Raw genomic sequence first — 22643 nt, 5'->3', positions numbered from 1 at the left:
GGTGCGCCCGCAGCGCAGGGGGGCTTACCCGGTCCGCCCGGATTCCCCGGGTGGACCGTCGGACATCGCATGCTTGGGAGGGCCCCTGATGATCGACCGCGCACACCTTCTGGTCGACATACTCCGCTCCCGGGCCGAGCGGGAGCCGGACGCCACCGCCTACGAGCTCGTCGGCAGGGACGGGCGGACCACGGAGCTGAGTCACGGCTCGCTCGCCGGGCGGGCCTCCGCCCTGGCCGGGCAGCTGACCCGTTGCGGTGACGGACCGGCGCTGCTGCTCTACCCCGCCGGCCTGGAGTACGTGGTCGCGGTGTTCGCCGCGTTCCTGGCCGGCCGTCCGGTGATTCCCGCCTATCCGCCGAACCAGTCGTCCCTCCCGGACCGCGCACGGATCGACGGCATCGTGCAGGACGCCCGTCCCTCGGTCGTCCTGGCCCCCGAGCAGCACACCGGCATGGGGGAGGCGTCGTTCCTGACCGTCCCCGGGGCGGAGGCCGACGGCACGAACTGGTTCCGCCCGCCGGGTGCCGCGGACCAGCAGGTCGGAATCATCCAGTACACCTCCGGCAGTACCGGGAACCCTCGCGGAGTCCTGGTCCGCCACGACAGCATCGCGGCGAACACGGCGGCCATCGCCCGGGCGTTCGGTCTGAGCGAGTCCTCGCGCGGGATGACCTGGCTGCCGCCGTACCACGACATGGGTCTCATCGGAGGGCTGCTGGCACCGATGTCGGCAGGCATCCCGGTACGGATCATGCCACCGGAGGACTTCCTCAAGGCGCCGCTGTCCTGGCTGCGGCAGATCACGGAGCACGGTGTCACGGTCAGCGGCGGCCCCGACTTCGCGTACCAGCTGTGTGTGCGCCGGGCGCACGACGACGCCGCGCTGGAGGGGCTCGACCTGTCGGGCTGGAGCGTGGCGTTCAGCGGCGGCGAGACGGTCCGGCAGCAGACCATGGAGGCGTTCGCGCGGCGCTTCGCGCCGGTCGGCTTCGATCCCGGGGCATTCGTGCCCTGCTACGGGCTGGCGGAGGCGACGCTGATCGTCAGCGCGGGCCACTGGGCGGGGCCGGCGTCCGACGCCACGGTCAGCTGCGGCGCTCCGGTGGACGGCCAGCGCGTCCACGTGGTGGACCCGGAGACGGGCGCGCCCAGGCAGGAGGGGCAGGAGGGCGAGATCTGGATCGCCGGACCGCACATCACGCCCGGTTACCACCGCGCCGACTCCACCTCGCTGTTCGGCGAGCTGCACGGCGAGACGTACCTGCGCACCGGTGACCTCGGCTACCTGCGGGCCGGCGAACTGACCGTCACCGGACGGGCCAAGGACGTCATCGTGTTCCGGGGCGCCAACCACCACGCGTCGGACGTCGAGGCGCCCGCCCTGGAACTCCTCGGCCGCAGGGCGGGTACGGCCGCCGCGTTCCTGGTGGACGGCCCTTCCGCGTGCCCGGTCCTGGTCCTGGAGGTGCGCGGCGAGCGCACCCCGGAACTCGCCGCACAGGTGCGCGCAGCCGTGCTCGCGGGCACCGGGCTCCCGCTCGGACTGGTGGTCCTGGTACCGCCCCGTGCCGTACCGCGCACATCGAGCGGCAAGGTGCGGCGCTCGCACTGCCGGGAGAAGTTCCTGGCCGGGGCCTACGCCGACGCGATCGCCGACGATCCGCAGCGGCTGGGCGAACTGTCCGCCGGGGAGCCCTCGCCGCCGGCGGCGGCCGACGAGCTGACCATGCTGATCTGCGGGATCGTCGCCGCGGTCCGGGACATCCCGGACTGCCGCCCGACGGACGGCCTGATCGATCTGGGACTGGACTCGGTCCTGGCCGCCGAGGCGGCGGCGGTCCTGGAGGACGCGCTGCAACTGCCGGTGCCGCTGGGGACGGTGCTCTCGGCGGCGACCCCGCAGGACGTGGCGAACGAGCTGATGAAGGGATGGCTCGCCGACGGGCGGGCTCAGGACGCGGTACTCGATCGCGTCCTGACGGCGATCAAGGGCGAGGCGGCGGCGTGATGGACCTGACGACTGGACGAAACCTGGTGGCACGCTGGCGGGCAGCGCGCGGCGCGAGCGGCCCCGCCTCGGTCAGCCCGGCCCAGCAGGGCATCTGGCTGTTCGAGGGGCTCCACCCCCACACCCCGGTGTTCAACCTGACGTTCGCGGTCCGGCACACGGGACCGCTCGACCAGGAGCGGTTCGACGCCGCGGTCACCGCACTGATCGGCCGTCACCCCGCCCTGCGCAGCACCTTTGCGGCGGGCCCCGAAGGCCCCGTGCGCACGGTGCACGCCGAGGTCGCCGGACCCGCCACCGTCTGGACCGACCTGCGCCACGACCCCGAAGCGGCCGAGGAGTTCGCCGCACGGGCCGCCGCGGAGCCGTTCGACCTGGGCCGGGCGCCCCTGGTCCGGGTGCACGGTGTCCGGCTCGCGGACGAGGAGCACCTCCTCGTCCTCGTCGCCCACCACCTGGTGTGCGACGGCGGTTCGCTGCGCGTCCTCTTCGGTGAGCTCGAGCACCTCTACGGCGGCGGTGAGCTGCCGCTGCCCGGGGCGGACGTCCCCGCTGCGGTGTCCGACCCCGGTCATCTCGCCTACTGGAAGGAGCAGCTGACCGGGCTGCCCGTGCTCGACCTGCCCACCGACCGGCCGCGGACGGCGGATCGCGGCTTCGCGGCCGGTTCTGTCCCGGTGGACCTGCCCGCCGACCTGGTGAACGCAGCCGAACGGCTCGCGGCAGAGGAGGGCACCACCCTCTTCACCGTCCTCCTCGCCGCCTACCAGCTGCTCCTGGGCCGTCACAGCGGGCAGAGCGACTTCGGCGTGGGCACAGCCGAGGGGGGCCGTTCCCGTCGTGGCCGGCACGGCATCGTCGGGCTGCTCACCAACCCCCTGGTGCTGCGCACCGATCTGTCGGGCCGCCCCACCTTCCGTGAGCTGGTACGCCGTGCCGGACGGACGAGTCTCGACGCCCTCGCGCACCGCGACGCCCCCTTCGAGGACGTCGTCGCCGCGCTGGGGGCCGGCCGCAGCATGGACCGGTCGCCGCTGTTCCGCACCCACTTCGTGTTCCACGGCGAGTTCGGCACGCCCCGGCTGGGCGGCGCCGCGCTGCGACCGGTACCACTGCCGCGCCAGGCCACCCAGCACGATGTCGAACTGCACCTGTGGCGCGACGGCGAGCGGGTGTGGGGCAGCTGGGACTACAACGCCGGCCTCTTCGACGCGACGACCGCCCGCGCCATGGCCGAGCGGCTGCGGGTACTGCTCACCGAGGCCGTCGCGGACCCCGACCGGCTCGCCGCGCACCTCGGCCTGCACACCGAAGAGGACCGCGCCTTCCTCGCCCGGTGGGGCTCGGGTCCCCGGCCCGGCACGGAACCGGTTCTTCTCACCGATCTGTTCGCCGAACAGGTCGTCCGCGTACCGGACGCGGTCGCCGTCACCGACTCCCGGCAGCAGCTCACCTACCGCCGGCTGGACGAGCGCTCCAACCAGCTCGCCCACCTGCTGCGGGCCGGCGGCACCGGTCCCGAGGACATCGTCGGCATCCAGCTGCGGCGCACCGCCGATCTCGCCGTGGCGATGCTCGGCATCCTCAAGGCCGGTGCCGCCTATCTGCCGCTCGACCCGGCCTATCCGGCCGAACGCATCGCGTTCATGCGCGAGGACAGCGGCGCCCGCACGATCCTCACCGAGCTGGACCACGAGGCCCTCGACCGGCAGCCGGTGACACCGGTCACCGGAACCGGCACCCGGCCGGACTCGCTCGCGTACGTCCTCTACACCTCGGGCTCGACCGGCGATCCGAAGGCGGTGATGCTCACCCACGCCAGCACCGTCGAGATGGTGCGCTGGGGGCTGCGCGAGTACACCGCACACCAGCTGTCACGGGTGCTCGCCTCCACGTCGGTCTGTTTCGACGTGTCCGTCTTCGAGTTCTTCGGGACGCTCAGCGCGGGTGGCACGGTCGTCGTCGTGGAGGACCCTCTCGCCCTCCTCGCCCCCGACGCCCCCGACGTCACCCTGATCTGCACGGTGCCCTCCGCCGCACGGGAGCTCGTCGCAGGCGGCGGTCTGCGCGGCACCCCCAAGGTGATCGGTCTCGGTGGCGAGGCCCTGCCGGGCGCCCTGGTGGAGGATCTGTACGCCACCGGGCACATCGAGGCCGTGTACAACCTCTACGGCCCGAGCGAGGACTCGACCTACTCGACCTGGTCCCGGGTACCCCGCGGCGAGCGGGTCCCGGCGATCGGGCGGCCGCTGCCGCACGAGCACGCCTATGTGCTGGACGCCGAACTGCGCCCGGTGCCGGTGGGCGCCGTGGGCGAGCTGTACCTGAGCGGGGCGGGCCTCGCCCGCGGCTATCTGAACCGCCCCGCCCTGACCGCCTCGCGTTTCGTCGCCGATCCGTTCGCCCCCGGCCGGCGCATGTACCGGACCGGCGACCTGGTCCGCTACCGGCCGGACGGCGAGCTGGCCTATCTCGGGCGTGAGGACTTCCAGGTCAAGGTGCGCGGACAGCGCATCGAACTCGGCGAGATCGAGGCCGCCCTGCGGCGACGCCCGGAGGTGGACGACGCCGTCGCCATGATGCACGGCGACCGGCTCGTCGGATATGTGACGGCCACCGCGCCCGGCGCCGTCGACCATGCGGAGCTGCGCAGCCATCTGCGCCGGACCCTGACCGACGCGATGGTGCCCTCCGCCTTCGTGGTGCTCGACGCCATTCCGCGCACCCCCAACGGCAAGGTGGACCGGCGCGCCCTGCCCGCCCCCGTGCAGCCGGCCGGCCGGGGCGAGCCGCCCCGCGGCGCGACCGAGGAACTCGTCGCCGGCATCTGGCGTGAGGTGCTCGGCGTCGAGACCGTCGGGCGTGACGACGACTTCTTCGACCTGGGCGGGCACTCCCTGCTCGCCGGGCAGGTCCTCACCCGGCTGCGCGAGCGCGCCGGCGCGGACGCCTCCGTGCGTCTGCTGTTCGAGCGTTCCGTGCTCTCCGATCTGGCGGCGGCGCTGAAGGACGACGGCACACGGCCGGGGCCGGCGACCGCTCCCCGCCTGCCCGGTCCGGACGGCACCGAGATGGCCGCGGTGACCACGGGGCAGCAGCAGCTGTGGTTCCTGTGCCGCATGGATCCCGCCGCCCACCGGGCCTGGCTGATGCAGGGATCGCTGCGCATCAGCGGCCCGGTCCGCGCGGAGGTCCTGGACCGGGCACTGCGTACGGTCGTACAACGCCATGAGACGCTGCGCACCACCTTCCGCGAGGTGGACGGCCAGCTGCGGCAGCTCATCCACCCCGAGCCGCTCGCCGGCCTCGAACGGGTCTCGCTGAGCACGGAGTCGGAACTGGCGGACCTCGCCGAGGAGGCGGCGCAGGGGATCGACCTGAGTGCCGGTCCGCTGCTGCGCGTCCACCTCGCGGAACTGGGCGAGGAGGACCACATCCTGCTCCTCACCGTTCATCACCTCGTCGCCGACGGCTGGTCCCTCGCCGTGCTGGGCGAGGAACTGGGCCGGGTGTACGCGGCGGGGCTGGAGGAACGCGACCCCGGACTCGAGCCGCTGCCCGTCCAGTACGCCGACCACGCCGCCTGGCAGCGGGAAGCGCTGGACGGCGGAGCCCTCACCCCCCACATCGACTACTGGCGCCGGCAACTGGACGGTGTGGCCCCTCTGGAGCTGCGTACCGACCGGCTGCGCCCGGCCCGCCCGAGCTACCGGGGTGCGCTGTCCCGGCACCGGGTCCCCGCCGGCGTCGTACGGCGCCTGCACGCCCACGGGGCGGAGCACGCGGCCACTCCGTACATGGTGCTGCTCGCGGCATTCATGGTGCTGCTCCACCGGCACAGCGAACAGACGGACATCGCGGTCGGCTCGCCCGTCGCGGGCCGCAACCACAGCGACTTCGAGCGCCTCGTGGGATTCTTTCTGCACACCGTCGTGCTGCGTGCCGAGGTCCGCGACGACGTGCCCTTCACCGAACTGCTGCGGCAGGTCCGCCGGACCGTGCTCGACGCCCTCGACCACCAGGACGCGCCGTTCGAGGCGATCCTGGAGGAGCTCGACCTGCCCGTACGGGGCCCGAGCCGCACCCCGCTGTTCGACGTGATGTTCAACTATCTCAGTCAGCCCGGGGCCGGTTTCACCGCGCCGGGTCTGAACGCCGAGCAGATCCCCGCCGAGCGGCTGCCCGCCAAGTACGACCTGGAGCTGTACGTCGAGGACCTGCCCGACGGCTCCGTCGACCTGCTGCTCAGCTACAGCCAGGACCTGTTCGACTCCGGCACGGCCGAGGCCGTGCTCGACCGGTACGTCACACTGCTCGCCCAGGTCGCGGCCGACCCGGGCCGTGCCGTGGGCGACCTGCGCCTCACCGACGGCTCCGGCATCCCCCATACCCCGTCCGTCGCCCCGGAGGGGGCCACCGTCGCCGACGCGTTCCTGAAGCAGGTGGCGCTCCACCCCGACCGGGTGGCCCTGTGGACCCCCGATGTCGTCCTCAGCTACGCCGAGACCGACCTCCGTGCACGCGTGCTCGCCGGCGCCCTGCGCGCGCGGGTGGCGGCCGGCCACGGGCGGGTCGGGATCCTGTGCGGGCAAGGGGTCGAGGTGCCCGTGGCGATGCTCGGCATCATGGCGAGCGGTCACGCCTACATGCCGCTCGACCCCAACGCTCCTGAGAGCCGCCTGTCACAGCTGATCGAACTCACCGACGCCGACGCCATCGTCACCGATCGCGCCAACCGTGCGCTGGCCGAGCAGGTCGCGGGCGGCAGGCCCGTGATCGACGTGAACGACGGCACGGCGCGTCCGCTGGACGCGTGGACCCCGCTCGACCCGGACGGCGTGGCCTACGTCCTGTTCACCTCCGGCTCCACCGGGCAGCCCAAGGCCGTCGTGCAGAGCCACCACAACGTGGCCCGGCACACGTACGCCTACGCCGAGGTGCTCGGTGTGCGGGAGACCGACCGGCTCACCATGGTCTGCTCCTACACCGCGGACGGCGCCGGCCAGGACCTCTACTCGGCCCTGGTCCACGGGGCCACCGCCTGCCCCATGGATCTGCGCCGGGACGGAGCCGAGGCGGTCCGCGAGGCCCTGGCCCGCTCCGGCGCGACCATCTACCACTCCACACCGACCGCGTTCCGGGAACTCGCCACCGCCGTCGGCGCCGCCGACTGGCCCGACACCCTGCACACCGCCGCGTACGGCGGCGAGAAGCTGACCCGCGACGACGTCACGTTCGTGCAGCGGAAGCTTCCCGACTGCCGGATCGTCAACGTCTACGGGCTCACCGAGTGCAGCGTCGCCCTGATGCACGTCATCGAGCCCGGCGAGGCGCTCCCCCGCGCGTCCGTGCCCATCGGCCGCCCCATCCCCGGCGTCGACGTGCATCTGCGTGGCGGGGACGGCCGCCCCGCCGAGCTCTTCGGCGAAATCATCCTCACGGGACCCTCCCTGGCCCTGGGATACCTCGACCCCGCCCAGACGGCGGCCGCCTTCCACGAGGGACCCGAGGGCCGCAGCTATCACACCGGCGATCTCGCCTGGCTGCTCCCGGACGGCTCCCTGGAACTGGTGGGCCGCCGCGACGGCCAGGTCAAGCTCTGGGGGCACCGGGTCGAGACCGGTGAGGTCGAGGCCCGGCTGCGCGCCCTCCCCGGCGTCACCGACGCCGCTGTCGTGCCCGTCACCGACCCGGCCGGGCAGCTCCAGCTCGCCGGCTACTTCACCGGGACCGCCGAACCGGCCGACGTGCGCGCCGAGTTGTACGCCGTCCTGCCGCACTACATGGTGCCCAGGGTGCTCGTCCCGATGGCGAGCCTGCCGTACACCCGTACCGCGAAGATCAGTCGTACCGAGCTTCCCGCACCCGACTGGCACGCGCCCGCCCCCTCGGCGCCGCCCCGCACACCCACCGAGCAGGCCATCGCCGATGTCATCAGCGAGGTCCTGGAGGTCCCCGCGGTGGGCAGGCAGGACAACTTCTTCGACCTGGGAGGCCAGTCCCTCCAGGCGTCGAAGGTGGTGGGCAGGCTGCGCGAGACGCTCGGCGTGGAGGTGTCCGTCCGTCAGATCTTCGAGCTGGGCACGGTGGAGCGCATCGCCGCCGCCCTCGCCCCCGGCCGCCCGGGAATCGAGCCGCGCCCGGAGGGAGCCGAGGCGGTGCTCTCCTACGACCAGCGGCGGCTGTGGCTCGAGGACCAGCTCCGCTCCTCCGTCGCCTACAACGTGCACGGCAGGCAGCGGCTGATCGGCGATCTCGACGTGGCGGTGCTGGAGCGCAGCATCCGGGCCATCATCGCCCGGCACGAGACCCTGCGCACCACCTTCCCCGTGGTGGACGGCCGCACCGTCCAGTCCGTGGCGCCCCCGGACGACGCCTGGCGCATTCCCGTCGAGGACCTGAGCGGCTTCGCCGGAGACCGGCTGGGAGCCGCGCTCAAGCTGGCGGACGAACAGGCCACCACCACCTTCGACCTGGCGGCCGGTCCTCTCTTCCACTGCCTGCTGGTGAAACTCGCCGACGACGAGCATCTGCTGAGCATCACGATCCACCACATCGTCTCGGACGCCTGGTCGATCCGGCTGTTCCTCGCTGAGCTGTCGCGGCTGTACGAGGCGGGCGGCGATGCGGACGCCGCCGGCCTCGCCCCGCTCCCCGTCCAGTACCGGGACTACGCGGCATGGCAGCGCACCTGGCTGACCCCGGAGAAGCTCGAGGCACAGGTCGGCTACTGGCGGCAGCACCTGGAGGGCAGCCCGGCCGCCCTCGACCTGCCGGTCGCCCGACGGCTGTCCCCCGACCAGGGCGCCGAAGGCGGCCGGGTGTGGGCGGAGCTCTCCGCCGAGGAGACGGCCGCCCTGCACGAGCTGTGCCGGGCGCACGGCGTCACTCCGTTCATGCTGCTGCTGACCCTGCTGGCCACGGTGCTGCGGCGCTGGTCGGGCCAGGACGATCTGGTCATCGGGGCGCCGGTCACCACCCGCAACGACGCGGCGACGACGGACCTGATCGGCTTCTTCGTCAACACGCTCCCGCTGCGCGTGGACCTCTCCGGCGACCCGGCCTTCGACGCGCTGCTCGGCCGGGTGCGCAAGGTCGCCCTCGACGGGTACACGCACAACGAGGACACCCCGTTCGACGTGCTCGTCAACGAGCTGAAGGTGCCGCGCGACCCCAACCACACCCCGCTGTTCCAGGTCGTCCTGAACATGGTGGAGAGCACCTCGGAGGACTGGGAACTGGCGGGCGTCTCCGTGCGGAACGTGGAGCCGCCGGCCCTGCCGAGCAAGTTCGACCTCACCCTGACCGCACACATGTCGGACACGGCGGTGAAGTTCGAGCTGGTCCATCACCGGGACCGGTACGACACCGTGATGATGCGCGCCCTGCTCGATCAGGTGCGGACGCTGCTGGCCGGCGCCGCGGCGGACCCCTCCCGCGGCATCCTGGAGTATCCGCTCCAGGCGCCGGAGAACGTTCCGGCCGCCCCGGCCCTCCGCACGGAGGAGGTCTCCCGTCCGGAGCCTCCCGCGGCCCGGCACATGGCGCTGGCGGACGGCTCCGGTTTCTGGACGTACGCGCAGATGTACGCGGCCGCCGACCGGACCGCGCGCAGCCTCGCGGCGCGCGGCGAAGGGAATGTGGCCGTGATCAAGCGGCCCACGGCGGGTTTCGCCGTCGCCGCGCTCGGCTGCGCCCTGGCGGACGTCCCGTTCTCGGCCGTGGCGGCCGATCCGGGGCTGGCCCACCACCCGTTCATCACCACTGTTCTCGACCCGGCTCCCGGCGAGGACACCCCCGAGACAGCGATCGACGTACGGGCCCTCCTCGCCGAGGCCGCCGACACGGCCGGGGAAGGCCCCGTGCCCGTCGTGGACGACTGGACGGCCGGCCGGTACGGCTTCGGCCGGCAGGACAGGTTCGCCGTGCTCACCGGTGGGGCGGGCGCCCTGATGTGTGCGCTCAACGCCTCCCGGGCCGCCGGTGCCGCCCTGGTGATGCCTGACGAGGCGGCAACCGCCTCCCCCGCGGCCCTGATCGGCTGGCTGCGGGACACCCCGGTGACCGTCCTCCACCTGACCGGGCCGCAGCTGCGGGACCTGGCCGCGCACGACGTCCGGTTCCCCTCGCTGCGCCGGGTCCTCCTCGACAACGACGGCCGGCTGACCTCCCACGACGTGGAGCTCGTACGGCGCATGGCACCGTCCTGCCGGATCACCGCCCTGTACCGCCTGGACGCCGCGGGCCGCCCGCTGGCCGCCTTCGACGTGCCGGACGACTGGTCACCGCGGACCGCACCGCTGCGGGTTCCCCTGGGCACCGAGGTTTCCGGGACCCGCGCCGAGCTGCTGAACCCCGCGGGACTGCCGGTCGCGCCGGGCGAGATCGGAGAGATCCGCGCCGCGTCCCGGAGCACCGGTGATCTGGGGCGGCGGCTCCCGGACGGGACCCTGGAGTTCGCCGGTACGGCGGGTACCCGGACCGACCTGGTGGAGGTGGTCGCGGCACTGCGGGACCTGCCCGCCGTCCGGGACGCGTTGGTCACCGAACTCCCCGGCGCCGACAACCGGGTGAGCATCGTCGCCTTCGTCGCCGCCGACGAGGACGCGGTCAGCGTGTCCGAGCTGCGCCGGCACCTCACGCTCCGGCTCCCGGAGACCCTGATGCCCCAGCAGCTGCTGACCCTCGAACGGCTTCCGCTCACCCCCGACGGCGACTACGACCCGAGCGGTCTGCCCGATCCGGCCGGAGACGACGGCGGGGACGTCTATGTCGCTCCTCGTACCCCGGTGGAGCGCCAACTGGTCGAGATCTTCGAGGAGCTGCTCGACGTCGAGGGCGTGGGTGTCCACAACACGTTCTTCGAGCTGAACGGCTTCTCACTGCTCGCGACCCAGCTCGTCTCCAGGATCAGGGAGACGTTCCGGATCGAACTGGCGCTGCGTGAGGTCTTCGAGTCCCCGACGGTCGAGAGCCTCGCGCAGCTGATCGTCCGCGCCCAGGCCGAGCAGGCGGACACCGCCGCGCTGGAGGTCCTGCTCAGCGAGCTGGAGTAGCACCGCGGGCCCGCGCGGTGTCGAGTACGCCCCGGCGGATACGGATCCGCCGGGCGTACTCGGGGTCCCGCTCCATGAGCATGTGGTGCGTGCGGCGCAGGGCGTGGTGAGGGATGCCGGGCCACAGGTGGTGGACGGTGTGGTAGCCGTCGGCGTGCGGGTGGACGAGCACCCGCTGCAGCAGCCCGACGTTGGAGATGGTGGCGTCGAAGACGGTGTCGCAGTCGGAGTAGATGTGCTCGTCCGCCTCGGCGACGAGCCGCAGCACCGGAAGAGCCAGAAAGGCGGATACGAGCCAGACCGCCTCGGCGGCCACCGCTCCGGCGGGCCCCGCGGCCAGTCCCGCGGGTACGGCCACGAGCGTCACGCTCCACAGCAGCATGGCAGCGGTCACGGACAGGTCCGACCTGACCTCGCTCAGCCAGCCGATCTGGTAGCGCACGACCCGGCTGAGCACGGACGCCGCGAACGCCGCGGCCGACGAGCGGCGCATGCCCTCCAGGTCGAGTTCGGCGTAGCGCCGGCGGTCGGGGTCCTCGGCGGTGCCGAACCTTCCGTGGTGGCGCAGATGGCTCTCCCGGTAGGCGGACAGCCGCCCGCCGGTCGGCAGGCCGGCGAGCAGGAGGCCCAGCACGTCGTTCCAACGACGGTGCCGCCGGGCCCAGTTGTAGTGCGACGCCTCATGGGTGAGATTCTCCAGCGCCCTCAGCTGCCGGGTCACGAGGACACAGCCGGCCAGAGCGAGGGGCGCGGACGCCCACAGGCTCACGGAGACCAGTGCCCATCCGCAGGCCAGAGCCGCCGAGACAGCCACCAGCACGTCCAGAGCCGCACAGCCGGCGGTGAGCACCGGGCGTGTCCGGTGCGCGGCGGCGATCTCGGCCCGCAGCTCCGGCAGCGGCCGGTACCCCTTCCGGTACGGCTTCTCGTCCTCGGGCTGGGCGACAGAGCGTGTCTGGTACGTCGTCATCGGTCCCCCCGGCAGCAATGGAGCAAGTCCGGCCGTTGCTGGGGGGAGCGCACGGAAGCAGCGCACATACTGTCGGCCTGCGTGCCGTGAGTGCCGAGCATCGGACACGCTCATCCACCGCAGCGGGAACTCGGCGGAGTTCCGTCGACGTGCTTTCGACGTGTGCCGTCACGGCGACCGATATCGGTCCGTCAGCTCGCCAATTATTGCCTCAGCCAGTCCATACGCATTCGCGACGACCATGGCCGCGAATACCCCGCAGCGCTTCCCTGTCGCGAGCGATGCTATAGATCCGTGTCATTCACTTCCTGTCCCCTTTACCGGGGACCGCGATCATCTTCGTATGTCCGCCGCGTACGGGTGGCTAGATTCGGCCGGCGGCTGTGCACACGCAGACCCGGTTGCCGTCCGGGTCGGCCAGAACGGTGTACGACGGTGCGTGGCTGTCGTCGAACATCTTGCCCCCTGCCTCGAGCGCGGCCGCGATGCGGCCCGCAGCCGCCTCCGGTGCCAGCCACACGTCGATGTGCCAGCGCTGACGGGGAACCTGGTGCGCGTCGGTGGGCTGGAACCACATGCTGGGGACCCGGTTCGTGCGGTCGAAGACCGTGTCGCGTACGAGGGTGCCGTCGGGGTCTCCGGTGAGCAGCGCGGTCCAGAACGGTCCCGAGACCGTCGCCGAGGGCGCGTCGAGGACCAGCTCGATCTGGGTGACCTCGTCGGGAACCGCCCGCAGACCGTGCTCCGCCGCGAGCGTGCTGATGGTGCGCGCCCAGGTCAGCTCCTGCTCCGTCACCTGCCGTCGTCCGGTCTCGGCGTCCGCGGTGTACAGGGCCACGTCGACGTACCCCGGACCCATCCGGATGTCGGGTATCGCGTACCCGGAAGCGGCCGCCCGGCGCGTCGCGGCCGCCACGAACTCCGCGCCGCTCACGGCGTCGGCGGTGCGGAACCGGGCCATGAGGGGCTGGGCGAGCTTCCGCCAGTCGGTCAGCCCGCTGTCGATGGCGGCGAGCAGGTCCTGGAATCCCAGTGCATCCATGCCCGCCCATGTTGCCGGATCGGGGCCCGAGCGGGCGAGGAACGGTTCCACGGCAGCCGGGCGCAGGTGCTGAACTCATCGCCGCCAGACCGTGTCTCGGGACGTGCGTTAAGTTCGGACGGCCAAGGATCTCGCTGCGCCAGAAAACACACGTCTCCCGGTAGGAAGCCACCTTTCATGACCGTCTTTCGCATCGCCCCCGCCGTCACCGACGCCTTCCCCGGCACCCTGATCGCGCTGATCACGGCCACCGGGCTGCGCGGCCACGAGTCCTGGCCCGGGACCGTCCAGGCCCTTGCCGACCTGGAGCGGCAACTCGCGGAGGGAACCTGGAGCCCCGCCGACGAGAGCGATCCCCGCATCGAGGCGTGGCACACCGCATACCGTTCCTTCGGGGTCAACCCCCGCCGGGTCCGGCCCAGTGTCGACGCGCTCGGTCGCCGCATGGCCAAGAAGGGCAGCCTGCCGCGTATCAACCCGGCGGTCGACACCTACAACAGCGTCTCCGTCCGGCATGGCCTGCCCGCCGGTGCCTTCGACCTGGACCAGGTGGTCGGCGACGTCGAGATCCGGTACGCGGACGGCGGTGAGGAGTTCACTCCGCTCGGTGAACCGGACGCCGTCGAGAACCCCGGGGCCGGCGAGGTGATCTACGCCGACGGCGCCGGTGTCCTGACCCGCTGCTGGAACCACCGCGACGCCCACCGCACCCGCGTCACCGAGGACTCCACCGACGTCGTGTTCATCCTGGAGTGCCTGCACGAGTCCGATCACGGCCATCTGCTCGAGACGGCGGCGAAGGAACTGCAGGGCCTGCTGGCCCCGCACGCGGAGCGGACCGCCGTGCACCACCTGGGTGCGGCCACGCCGGACGTCTCCGTCTGAGATCTTCACGCGTCCGGTCCCGGACTGCCTCATCGTGCACTCACACATCTCGGCATGCGCCGGGGATAGTGTGCGGTGATGCCCATCCGGGCACCGGACGGACCGCGAGGAGAGGGACATGGCTGAGGTTCTAGTCTTCCACCACGGGCACGGGCTGACCGCCGGTGTCCGCGAGTTCGCCGCGAACCTGCGGCAGGCCGGACACACAGTCCATGTCCCCGACCTGTTCGAGGGGAAGAGGTTCGACACCCTCGAGGAGGGCATCGGCTACGCCGAGAACATCGGTTTCGACACGGTCGTCGAACGCGGAGTCGCCGCCGCGGAGGCGCTGCCCGCGGAACTTGTCTACGTCGGATTCTCACTCGGCGTCCTGCCCGCGCAGAAGCTGGCCCAGACCCGCCCCGGCGCGAGGGGCGCACTGCTGCTGGAGGCATGTCTGCCGGTGTCGGAGTTCGGTGACGTCTGGCCCCGGAACGTACCCGTCCAGGTCCACGGCATGGACGCCGATCCGTTCTTCGCCGGGGAGGGCGACGTCGACGAGGCCCGCGTGCTCGTCGAGTCCGCACCGGACGCCGAGTTGTTCATCTACCCCGGTGACCGGCACCTGTTCACCGACAGCAGTCTGCCCTCGCACGACCGGGATGCCGCGGAACAGGCCACCCGGCGGGCGCTCGACTTCCTCGACCGCCTCGATCAGCCGCGCACCTGACCGGCTGTCCCCGCCGAGCCCCCCCCTGACGCCTCCGCTCCGTTGATCGCGCCCCCTCGCGCGGCGGGCGTGTCCGAAGGACACTCATAGGCAGTCGAGTTGCTGCCGGAGGGGGACGGGACATGAGGGACGGTCATCGGGCCGACGCCGAGCGGCTGTTGGCGCGGGCCGTGGAGGAGGAGGTGCGCCGGTCGGGCGGACGCCTCGACGGCAAGGTGCTGCTCGCCCGGGCGCGCGGGGCACTGGACGCCATGGCCGAGACGGCGGCGGAGGAGTACGAGGCCTACACCCGCGCGCTGGACGAGGCGGAGGCCGGGCAGCTCACCTTCCGCCAGCGCTACGCCCGCGAAGGCGCCGGGACCCCGCTGCTGGTGGCCGGGGTCGCCGGGGTGGCCGCCGTGGTCGCGGACCTCGCCCTGGGCACCGGGGCGAGCACCGCGCTGGGGGCCGGGGTGACGGTCGGGGTGGTCGGTGCGGCGGCCACGGTGGTGAAGGTGGCCGGGTCGCACCTGCCCGCCGCCCACCACCGCGCCGGTGCGATGAGCCAGCCGGGCGGCCCGGAGCAGCTGCGGCTGCAGTGGCTGACGGCGCTGGAGGTGCGCGGCATCCGCCCGTTCCTGGATCAGCAGCGGGTGCTCGCCGCGTCGACCGGCGCCAAGACCACCGGGCCGCGGCTGCGGGGCGCCGACAAGAGCGCGGCGGCCCGCGGGCGCAGCGTGCTGGAGCAGTCGTTCGGCCAGCTCCCGGACCCGGCGGGCCCGTTCGCGGGGCGGCGGCAGGAGATGGCGAGGATCCGGCAGTGGGTGCAGGCCGCCCGGGCGAGCACCGAGACCCAGCCGACGGTGGTGGTACTGCACGGCGCGCCGGGCAGCGGCCGCACCACGCTCGCCCTGCGCGCCACGCACGAACTGCGGGACTACTTCCGCGGCGCCTGCGTGGTCGATCTGCGCGGCGACAGCCCCGGCGAGCCCCCGCTGTCCACCCGGGACGCGCTGCTGCATCTGCTCAACCGGCTCGGCGCACCCCGCGAACAGCTGCTGTTCCGTGAACGCTCCTCCCCCGACCAGCAGGTCAAGCGGCTGAGCGAGCTGTACCACCAGCATCTGACCGGGATGCCGGTGACGGTCGTCCTGGACGACGCCTGCGACCCGCAGCAGGTGCGCACCCTGGTCCCGGAGCGCTCCGACAGCCTGGTCCTGGTCACCTCCCGGGCACCGCTCGGCCTGCCGGACGACCTTCCGGCGCGGGTGCACCAGCTGCCGGTGGAGCCGCTGGACGCGGCCGGCGCCGAGGAGCTGCTCACCAGCGCCGCGCAGGACTCCTCGGGCCCCTACGACGCCGAGTCGCAGGAACGGATCCGCCAGCTGTGCGGCGGGCTTGCGCTGGCGCTGCGCGTCGCCGGTTCCGCGCTCGGCCCGCGCTCGCCGCGCGCCCTGGCCTCCGACCTCGCCGCCTACGGGCCGGTCGAGCCGGTCGAACGCGCCCTGTGGCTGCGCTACACCGACCAGCCGGAGCCGGTGCGGCGGCTGCTGCGCCGGCTGGCGCTGGCGGGCCGGGCCTCACTGGGCGCGGCGGCCGCGGCGGCGCTGCTCGCCACCGACGAGGCGGATGCCACCCGCCATCTGCAGACGCTGGCCCGCGCGGGCCTGATCGCCCAGGTGCGCCGGGGCCGCTACCGGCTGCACGACCTGGTGCGCGCCTTCGCGCTGGCCCGGCTGCTCGACGAGGAGGACCCGGCGGAGCGGGCCGCCGCGCAGGAACGGCTGATCGTCAACTACGCGGAGCTGGCCGACTCGGTGCTGCGGCTGGTGGACGGCAACATGTCGACCCGCTCGGACCGCTTCGGCTCCTACGGCTTCACCTCGCTGGACGAGGCGCTGCGCTGGCTGGACGACGAGTCCAGCTTCATCACGGCGGCGCTGCGGCACGCCGAGGGCGTGGACCAGGGGGCGGTGCTCAATCTGCTGGGCGCGCTGTGCGACTACTGCCTGCTGCGCGGGGACCTGTACCGGCTGGGCGAGATCAACGAGCTGGCGCAGGCCGTCGACGAGGGGCTGCTGGTGCGCTCGGTGCAGTGGCGCACCGGTATCGCGGCCCGCCAGCTCGGCGAGCTGGACAAGGCGCGCAGCACGCTGACGTCCGTGGTGGACCTGTACCGGGAGGCGCATCACGACGCGGGCGCCGCCCGCGCGCTCACCTCGCTCGGGATCACCCTGCACCACCAGGGCAACCTGACGGAGGCCTCGGCACGGCTGCGGGAGGCTCTGGACATGCAGGCGGCGCCGGAGCTGGCCACGGACCGGGCGTGGACGATGCACGCGCTGGCCGCGGTGGAGCGCGACCGGGCCCGGCTGGGCGAGGCGCTGGAGCTGCTCACCGAGTCGCTGGTGCTGCACCGGGCCGGCGAGTCGGTGCACGGCCAGGCCTGGGCCCACTTCCAGCTCGGCCAGCTGTATCTGCGTCTCGGCGACGTGCCGCGCGCCGAGACGGAGCTGCGCTCGGCGCTCGAGCTGTACGGCCGCACCCGCGACGGCCGGGGTGAGGCCTGGGCGCTGACCCAGCTGGCGCGGGCCCGGCTGACCGACGGCGAGCCCTCCCAGGCGGTGGAGGAGCTGCGCGCGGCGGCGGCCCGGCACCGGGACAACGAGGACGCGCGCGGTGAGGCGTGGACGCTGTACTACCTGGGACAGGCCCTGGAGGAGACCGGCGACCTGGACCGCGCGGTGCGGGAGCTGGAACGCGCCCGGACGATGTTCTCCCGGATGCGCGACGTCTACGGCCTGGCCTGCGCCCGGCACCACTCGGCGCGGGTCACCCGGGACCAGCGGGCCGCGCAGACGGGCTCGCTGCGCAACTCGGGCTTCGCCCGGCAGCTCCTGGTGGACGCCCGCGCCGACTTCCGGCGCATCGGCGTCGCCCACGGGGAGGCGTGGACCTGCCTGGAGCTGGCGGTGGTGGACGCGGGCAACGCCCGCACCCAGCAGGCGCTTGCGCTGTGCGACGAGGCGATCACCCTGTTCGTCTCCTACGGCGACCGGCGCGGCGAGGACTGGGCCCGCTTCCTGCGCTGCACCCTCCTGCCGTACGCCGCCCCCGGCGGCGTGGAGGTCGGCACGGCGGTGGCGCAGGAGGAGCTGACCCAGCTCGCCCGCGCCACCCACCCGGCCCGCGACGAGAAGCTGGACGACTATGTGGAGGCCTACCAGCTGCTCCTGGAGCGCGGTGTCGACCTGGACGCCGGCTGGCAGGCCTGGCGCCTGGGCATGGTCCCCAGCCGCCACGCCCGCGAGGTGATGGGCGTGACGGCGGGCTCGAAGGCGTAGCCCTGCAGCCCTGCGGGGCCGGGGCGGCAGGGCCCGGGCCGCCCCGGCGAGGGGTCAGTCCTGCTTCTTCGCCGAGTCGGCCGTGTCGCCGGCACCGCCGGCGCCGCCGGTGCCGGAGACGGTCGCCTTCGTGTCGTCCGCCGCCTTGCCTCCGTCCTCACCGGCCTCGGGTGCGATGGGGGCCGGGGCCTCGAGGAAGTCGACCCGGTTCATGTGCCGGTTCATGGACTTCATCAGCCCCCACACCGCCAGGGCCATCACCGCGAACACGATGAAGCCGAGGACGCCGGGGGTGACCTTGTCCTTGTCGATCTCCTTGGCCAGCGGGACCAGGTGGGTCAGGGCCAGGCTTGCGCTTGCACTCATGTCAGGCATTGTCCCGGATGCCCGCGAAGAGGTCGTCCTCGGGGAGGGAGGTGTCGACGAGCGACTTCGCCAGCTCGTACTCCTCCGTCGGCCAGACCTCCTTCTGGATCTCCAGCGGGACCCGGAACCAGCCGCCGTCGGGGTCGATCTGGGTGGCGTGCGCGATCAGCGCCTTGTCCCGGATCTCGAAGAAGTCGGCGCACGGGACGTGCGTGGTGAGCGTGCGTTCCTTGCGCCCGAACTCGTCCCAGCGCTTGAGCCACTCCCCGTACGGCGACTCCAGGCCGCGCTCCAGCATGGCCTTGTGCAGCGCCTCGGTGCGGGGCCGGTTGAAGCCCTGGTTGTAGTACAGCTTCAGCGGCTGGAACGCCGGGCCGTACTCGTCCTCCGGGTACTTGCTGGTGTCGGCCGCACCGTCGAAGGCCACCATGGAGATCTTGTGGGTCATGATGTGGTCGGGGTGCGGGTACCCCCCGTTCTCGTCGTAGGTGGTGATCACCTGGGGACGGAAGGAACGGATCCTGCGCACCAGCTCGCCGGCCGCCCTGTCGACGTCCTCCAGGGCGAAGCAGCCCTCGGGCAGCGGCGGCAGCGGGTCGCCCTCCGGCAGGCCCGAGTCGACGAAGCCCAGCCACTCCTGCTTGACGCCGAGGATCTCGCGGGCCTCGTCCATCTCCTTCTTGCGCACCTCGTGGATGTGCTCCTCGATGTACGGGTCCCCCTGCAGCTTGGGGTTGAGGATGGAGCCGCGCTCCCCGCCCGTGCAGGTCACGACCAGCACGTCCACCCCCTCGGAAACGTACTTCGCCATGGTGGCCGCGCCCTTGCTGGACTCGTCGTCCGGATGCGCGTGCACGGCCATCAGTCGCAGCTGGTCAGTCAAGACTCAATCCTCAAGTCGCTAGGCGCCCGGTGTGCGGTGGCGCATTCCTCGGTGGGCGCCCTGTGTGCGGGGCGCCTTCGGCGGCTTCTATAGTGACCGAATCGGGGGCGGAATAATTCCGGAGCCCGGCCCCCAAGGAGACGATCATGAGTACGGTGCGTACGCGACTGCCCGAGGGCCGTTACGGCCGCTCCTCGGACGAGCGCGCAGACCGCACGCTCAGGGTCGTCGGCGCCGCGCTCGGGGCTCTTCTGCTGGGCCTGGTCGGCTGGTTCGGCTACCACTACGTGGTCCAGAACGAGATCAGCGCCGAGTTGATCAGTTTCGACGCCGGCGAGGACGCGGTGAAGGTGCGTCTGGAGGTCCGCAAGGACGCCGGAGCCACCGGATACTGCACGGTCCGCTCCCAGGCGGAGAACGGTGCCGAGGTGGGCCGCGCGGACTTCCGCTTCGACGAGGACGCCACCCGCATCGACAAGGTGGTCACGCTGCGCACCACCGCCCCCGGAACCACGGCCGAGCTGCTCGGCTGCCACGCGGACTGATCACTTCCGGGTGTCGCGAGGAGGACGCATCCTCTGACCTGCGGCAACCCGACTCAGGAGGCTTATGTCCTCCCCCTTGGGGAAGTGAATTGTTAGGCTCGTGGTTTCGCCCATCCGTGGAGGCACATCCTTCTGGGTAGGGCGATGCTTTGTATCCCAGTACCTACGAGGAGCACCTGTGACCCAGACCAGCGAGAACGTCACCTGGCTGACCCAGGAGGCGTACAACAAGCTCAAGGACGAGCTTGAGTACCTTACTGGTCCCGCGCGGGCGGAGATCGCCGCAAAGATCGCCGCCGCGCGTGAGGAGGGCGACCTGCGTGAGAACGGCGGGTACCACGCGGCCAAGGAGGAGCAGGGCAAGCAGGAGCTCCGTGTGCGCCAGCTCACCCAGCTCCTCGAGAACGCCAAGGTGGGCGAGCCGCCGGCGGCCGACGGCGCGGTGGCACCCGGCATGGTCGTCACGATCGCCTTCGACGGCGACGAGGACGACACGCTGACCTTCCTGCTCGCCTCGCGTGAGTACGCGAGCGCGGACATCGAGACGTACTCGCCGCAGTCCCCGCTGGGCAGCGGTGTCATCGGCCACAAGGTCGGTGAGGACGCCGAGTACGAGCTCCCGAACGGGAAGACGGCCACCGTGAAGATCCTCAAGGCCGAGCCCTACACGGGCTGATCCCGCCGCACGGGACCTACGCGTCGAAGGCCCCCGCACACCGCGCCGAAGCGCGGTGCCGGGGGCCTCGTCGTGCCCTGACGCCGGCGGCCGTCCGGCCGGAGGCTTTCTGATCGTTCGGGCCGGGCCGGTGCCGGTCCGGCCGTCCGGCACCGCCGCCGAGCCCGGTCAGGGCCTGGCCGGTCAGGCCGCCGCGGAGCGGTACTTGCGGACCGCGAGCGTCCGGAACACCGCGATGATCAGCACGGAGTAGATCACCGAGGCGATCACCGGGTGCTGCATCGGCCAGGCGTCCGAGGGGGACACCCCGGGGTTGCCGAAGAGTTCACGGCAGGCCTGCACGGTGGCGCTGAACGGGTTCCAGTCGGCGACGTGCCGCAGCCAAGGGGTCATCTGGCTGGAGTCCACGAAGGCGTTGGACACGAACGTCACCGGGAACAGCCACACCAGCCCTCCGGAGGTGGCCGCCTCCGGGGTGCGGACCGACAGGCCGATCACCGCGCCGATCCAGGTGAAGGCGTACCCCAGCAGGAGCAGCAGACCGAAGGCGCCGAGGACCTCACCGAAGTTGGTGTGGGTCCGCCAGCCGACCAGCAGCGCGACGGCGGCGAGCACCAGCAGCGTGAGCGCCGTCTGCACCAGGTCGGCGAGGGTGCGGCCGGTGAGGACCGCGCCGCGCGCCATGGGCAGCGAGCGGAAGCGGTCGATGAGACCCTTGTGCATGTCCTCCGCGATGCCCGCACCGGCACCCGCGGTGGCGAAGGTGACGGTCTGGGCGAAGATGCCGGCCATCAGGAACTCGCGGTAGACGGACGGATCCGTGCTGCCCGCGATGTTCATGGAGCCGCCGAAGACGTAGGAGAACAGCACCACGAACATGATCGGCTGGATCAGCCCGAAGATGACCACCTCGGGGATCCGGACCATGCGGATGAGGTTGCGCTTGGCGACGACCAGGGAGTCCCGTACGGACTGGGTGATGGGATTGCCCGGTGCCGTGACCCGCACGGCGTCGGTGACGGCACTCACTTGGCGGCCTCCTTCGTGTGACGGTGTCCTCTGGTGCCCTTCGCGGCCTGCTCGCCGTTGCCCTCGTCCTTGGCCTCGGCGACATGTCCGGTCAGGGACAGGAAGACGTCGTCGAGGGTGGGCCGGCGCAGCCCGATGTCGTCGATCTCGATGCCCCGGGCGTCGAGATCGCGGATGATCTCGGCCAGCAGCTTGGCGCCGCCGGTGACCGGGGTGGTGATCTTGCGCATGTGGTCCTCGACCGTGGTGTCGCCCTTGCCGGCGCCGTGCAGGCTGTACTTGTCGAGCAGCTCGGCGGCGGCGGCGATGTTCTCCCGGTCGTGCACCACGACCTCCACGCGCTCCCCGCCCGTGCGGGCCTTGAGCTGGTCGGAGGTGCCCTTGGCGATGACCCGGCCGTGGTCGACCACCGCGATGTCGTGCGCCAGGTGGTCCGCCTCCTCCAGGTACTGCGTGGTCAGCAGCAGCGTGGTGCCGCCGGAGACCAGCTGCTTGATCACGTCCCACAGCTGCTGGCGGTTGCGCGGGTCCAGGCCCGTGGTGGGCTCGTCCATGAACATCACCGGCGGCGAGACCACCAGGGCCGCCGCGAGGTCGAGCCGGCGGCGCATGCCGCCCGAGTAGGTCTTGGCCGGGCGGTCGGCGGCGTCGGCGAGGTTGAACTGCTCGAGCAGCTCGTCCGCGCGGGCCCGGGCCGCCTTGGCCCGCATCTGGTAGAGCTGGCCGACCATCTGCAGGTTCTCGCGGCCGGTCAGGTATTCGTCGACCGCGGCGAACTGGCCGGACAGACCGATGGAGCGCCGCACGGCGTCCGGCTGCTTCAGCACGTCGATGCCGGCGACGACCGCCTTGCCGCTGTCGGGCCGCAGCAGGGTCGTCAGGCACCGGACGGTGGTGGTCTTGCCCGCACCGTTCGGCCCGAGCAGACCCAGGACCGTGCCTTCGGGGACGTCGAGGTCGACGCCGTCCAGTGCTCTGACGTCTCCGAAGGTCTTCACCAGACCCTCGGCATAGATGGCGCCTGGCATATGTGTCTCCACGTCGTCGGGGGATTCTTCGGAAAGCCTAGGTATGTGCGGTTCGCACCGCGCGGGGTTTTCCGGCGCGGACCGGTCCGCGAAGCCGGGCACGACGCGCGGTGGCGACGC

The 22643-nt window shown here is 72.3% G+C and carries 13 protein-coding genes; 7 read left to right on the top strand and 6 right to left on the bottom strand.

What is annotated here, in order from left to right:
- Positions 1-88: 88 nt before the first annotated feature.
- On the top strand, positions 89-2011 hold the full coding sequence (locus HCJ93_RS24750; RefSeq protein WP_167998024.1) for a fatty acyl-AMP ligase: 1923 nt from the start codon (positions 89-91) through the stop codon (positions 2009-2011).
- A complete protein-coding gene (locus HCJ93_RS24745) occupies positions 2011-11067 on the top strand; it encodes a non-ribosomal peptide synthetase (protein WP_167998023.1) in 9057 nt (3018 codons plus the stop codon). Before HCJ93_RS24750 ends, HCJ93_RS24745 begins: the two co-directional genes overlap by 1 nt.
- Here HCJ93_RS24745 and HCJ93_RS24740 read toward each other — a convergent pair.
- Both HCJ93_RS24740 and HCJ93_RS24735 read right to left on the bottom strand, forming a co-directional pair.
- Positions 11051-12037, bottom strand: a complete 987-nt coding sequence (locus HCJ93_RS24740; protein WP_167998022.1) for a fatty acid desaturase family protein — start codon at positions 12035-12037, stop codon at positions 11051-11053. The genes HCJ93_RS24745 and HCJ93_RS24740 overlap by 17 nt on opposite strands.
- Positions 12038-12401: 364 nt before the next feature.
- Positions 12402-13079, bottom strand: coding sequence for a 4a-hydroxytetrahydrobiopterin dehydratase family protein (locus HCJ93_RS24735; protein ID WP_167998021.1), 678 nt, complete (start codon positions 13077-13079; stop codon positions 12402-12404).
- A gap of 177 nt (positions 13080-13256) precedes the next feature.
- On the opposite strand from HCJ93_RS24735, the gene HCJ93_RS24730 reads away from it, so the two are divergent.
- From HCJ93_RS24730 to HCJ93_RS24720, 3 genes are all read left to right on the top strand, one after another.
- Positions 13257-13964, top strand: a complete 708-nt coding sequence (locus tag HCJ93_RS24730) for a B3/B4 domain-containing protein (protein WP_167998020.1) — start codon at positions 13257-13259, stop codon at positions 13962-13964.
- Between the two features lie 118 nt (positions 13965-14082).
- A complete protein-coding gene (locus HCJ93_RS24725; protein WP_167998019.1) occupies positions 14083-14673 on the top strand; it encodes a dienelactone hydrolase family protein in 591 nt (196 codons plus the stop codon).
- 122 nt (positions 14674-14795) lie between these two features.
- Positions 14796-17996, top strand: a complete 3201-nt coding sequence (locus HCJ93_RS24720) for a tetratricopeptide repeat protein (protein WP_167998018.1) — start codon at positions 14796-14798, stop codon at positions 17994-17996.
- 54 nt (positions 17997-18050) lie between these two features.
- Here the strand turns inward: HCJ93_RS24720 and HCJ93_RS24715 are convergent, their stop codons facing one another.
- Together HCJ93_RS24715 and mca are read right to left on the bottom strand one after the other, a co-directional pair.
- Positions 18051-18371: a hypothetical protein gene (locus HCJ93_RS24715; protein ID WP_167998017.1), complete on the bottom strand. Its 321-nt coding sequence runs from the start codon at positions 18369-18371 to the stop codon at positions 18051-18053.
- Positions 18364-19245, bottom strand: a complete 882-nt coding sequence (mca, locus tag HCJ93_RS24710) for a mycothiol conjugate amidase Mca (RefSeq protein ID WP_167998016.1) — start codon at positions 19243-19245, stop codon at positions 18364-18366. Before mca ends, HCJ93_RS24715 begins: the two co-directional genes overlap by 8 nt.
- A 146-nt stretch (positions 19246-19391) precedes the next feature.
- Here mca and HCJ93_RS24705 point away from each other — a divergent pair, with 146 nt between their 5' ends.
- Entirely contained in the window at positions 19392-19790 is a 399-nt protein-coding gene (locus tag HCJ93_RS24705; RefSeq protein ID WP_167998015.1) for a DUF4307 domain-containing protein, read from the top strand.
- A 178-nt stretch (positions 19791-19968) separates the two neighbouring features.
- The gene (gene greA, locus HCJ93_RS24700) at positions 19969-20466 is read left to right on the top strand and encodes a transcription elongation factor GreA (protein ID WP_167998014.1); all 498 of its coding nucleotides are present in this window, start codon (positions 19969-19971) and stop codon (positions 20464-20466) included.
- A gap of 183 nt (positions 20467-20649) precedes the next feature.
- Here the strand turns inward: greA and HCJ93_RS24695 are convergent, their stop codons facing one another.
- Positions 20650-21495, bottom strand: a complete 846-nt coding sequence (locus tag HCJ93_RS24695; protein WP_167998013.1) for an ABC transporter permease — start codon at positions 21493-21495, stop codon at positions 20650-20652.
- The gene (locus tag HCJ93_RS24690) at positions 21492-22523 is read right to left on the bottom strand and encodes an ATP-binding cassette domain-containing protein (RefSeq protein WP_167998012.1); all 1032 of its coding nucleotides are present in this window, start codon (positions 22521-22523) and stop codon (positions 21492-21494) included. Before HCJ93_RS24690 ends, HCJ93_RS24695 begins: the two co-directional genes overlap by 4 nt.
- Between the last annotated feature and the right edge of the window lie 120 nt (positions 22524-22643).

The organism is Streptomyces composti (assembly GCF_012034205.1).
GTDB classification, from domain to species: domain Bacteria; phylum Actinomycetota; class Actinomycetes; order Streptomycetales; family Streptomycetaceae; genus Streptomyces; species Streptomyces composti.
This window is presented reverse-complemented; position numbering and strand designations above follow the sequence as displayed.

Bases quoted from the DNA above. Each gene is read 5' to 3' on its own strand.
- HCJ93_RS24690 (WP_167998012.1), bottom strand. From the start codon at position 22,523: ATGCCAGGCGCCATCTATGCCGAGGGTCTGGTGAAGACCTTCGGAGAC.
- HCJ93_RS24750 (WP_167998024.1), top strand. From the start codon at position 89: ATGATCGACCGCGCACACCTTCTGGTCGACATACTCCGCTCCCGGGCC.
- HCJ93_RS24735 (WP_167998021.1), bottom strand. From the start codon at position 13,079: ATGGATGCACTGGGATTCCAGGACCTGCTCGCCGCCATCGACAGCGGG.
- HCJ93_RS24745 (WP_167998023.1), top strand. From the start codon at position 2,011: ATGGACCTGACGACTGGACGAAACCTGGTGGCACGCTGGCGGGCAGCG.
- HCJ93_RS24730 (WP_167998020.1), top strand. From the start codon at position 13,257: ATGACCGTCTTTCGCATCGCCCCCGCCGTCACCGACGCCTTCCCCGGC.
- HCJ93_RS24705 (WP_167998015.1), top strand. From the start codon at position 19,392: ATGAGTACGGTGCGTACGCGACTGCCCGAGGGCCGTTACGGCCGCTCC.
- HCJ93_RS24715 (WP_167998017.1), bottom strand. From the start codon at position 18,371: ATGCCTGACATGAGTGCAAGCGCAAGCCTGGCCCTGACCCACCTGGTC.
- HCJ93_RS24725 (WP_167998019.1), top strand. From the start codon at position 14,083: ATGGCTGAGGTTCTAGTCTTCCACCACGGGCACGGGCTGACCGCCGGT.
- HCJ93_RS24720 (WP_167998018.1), top strand. From the start codon at position 14,796: ATGAGGGACGGTCATCGGGCCGACGCCGAGCGGCTGTTGGCGCGGGCC.
- HCJ93_RS24740 (WP_167998022.1), bottom strand. From the start codon at position 12,037: ATGACGACGTACCAGACACGCTCTGTCGCCCAGCCCGAGGACGAGAAG.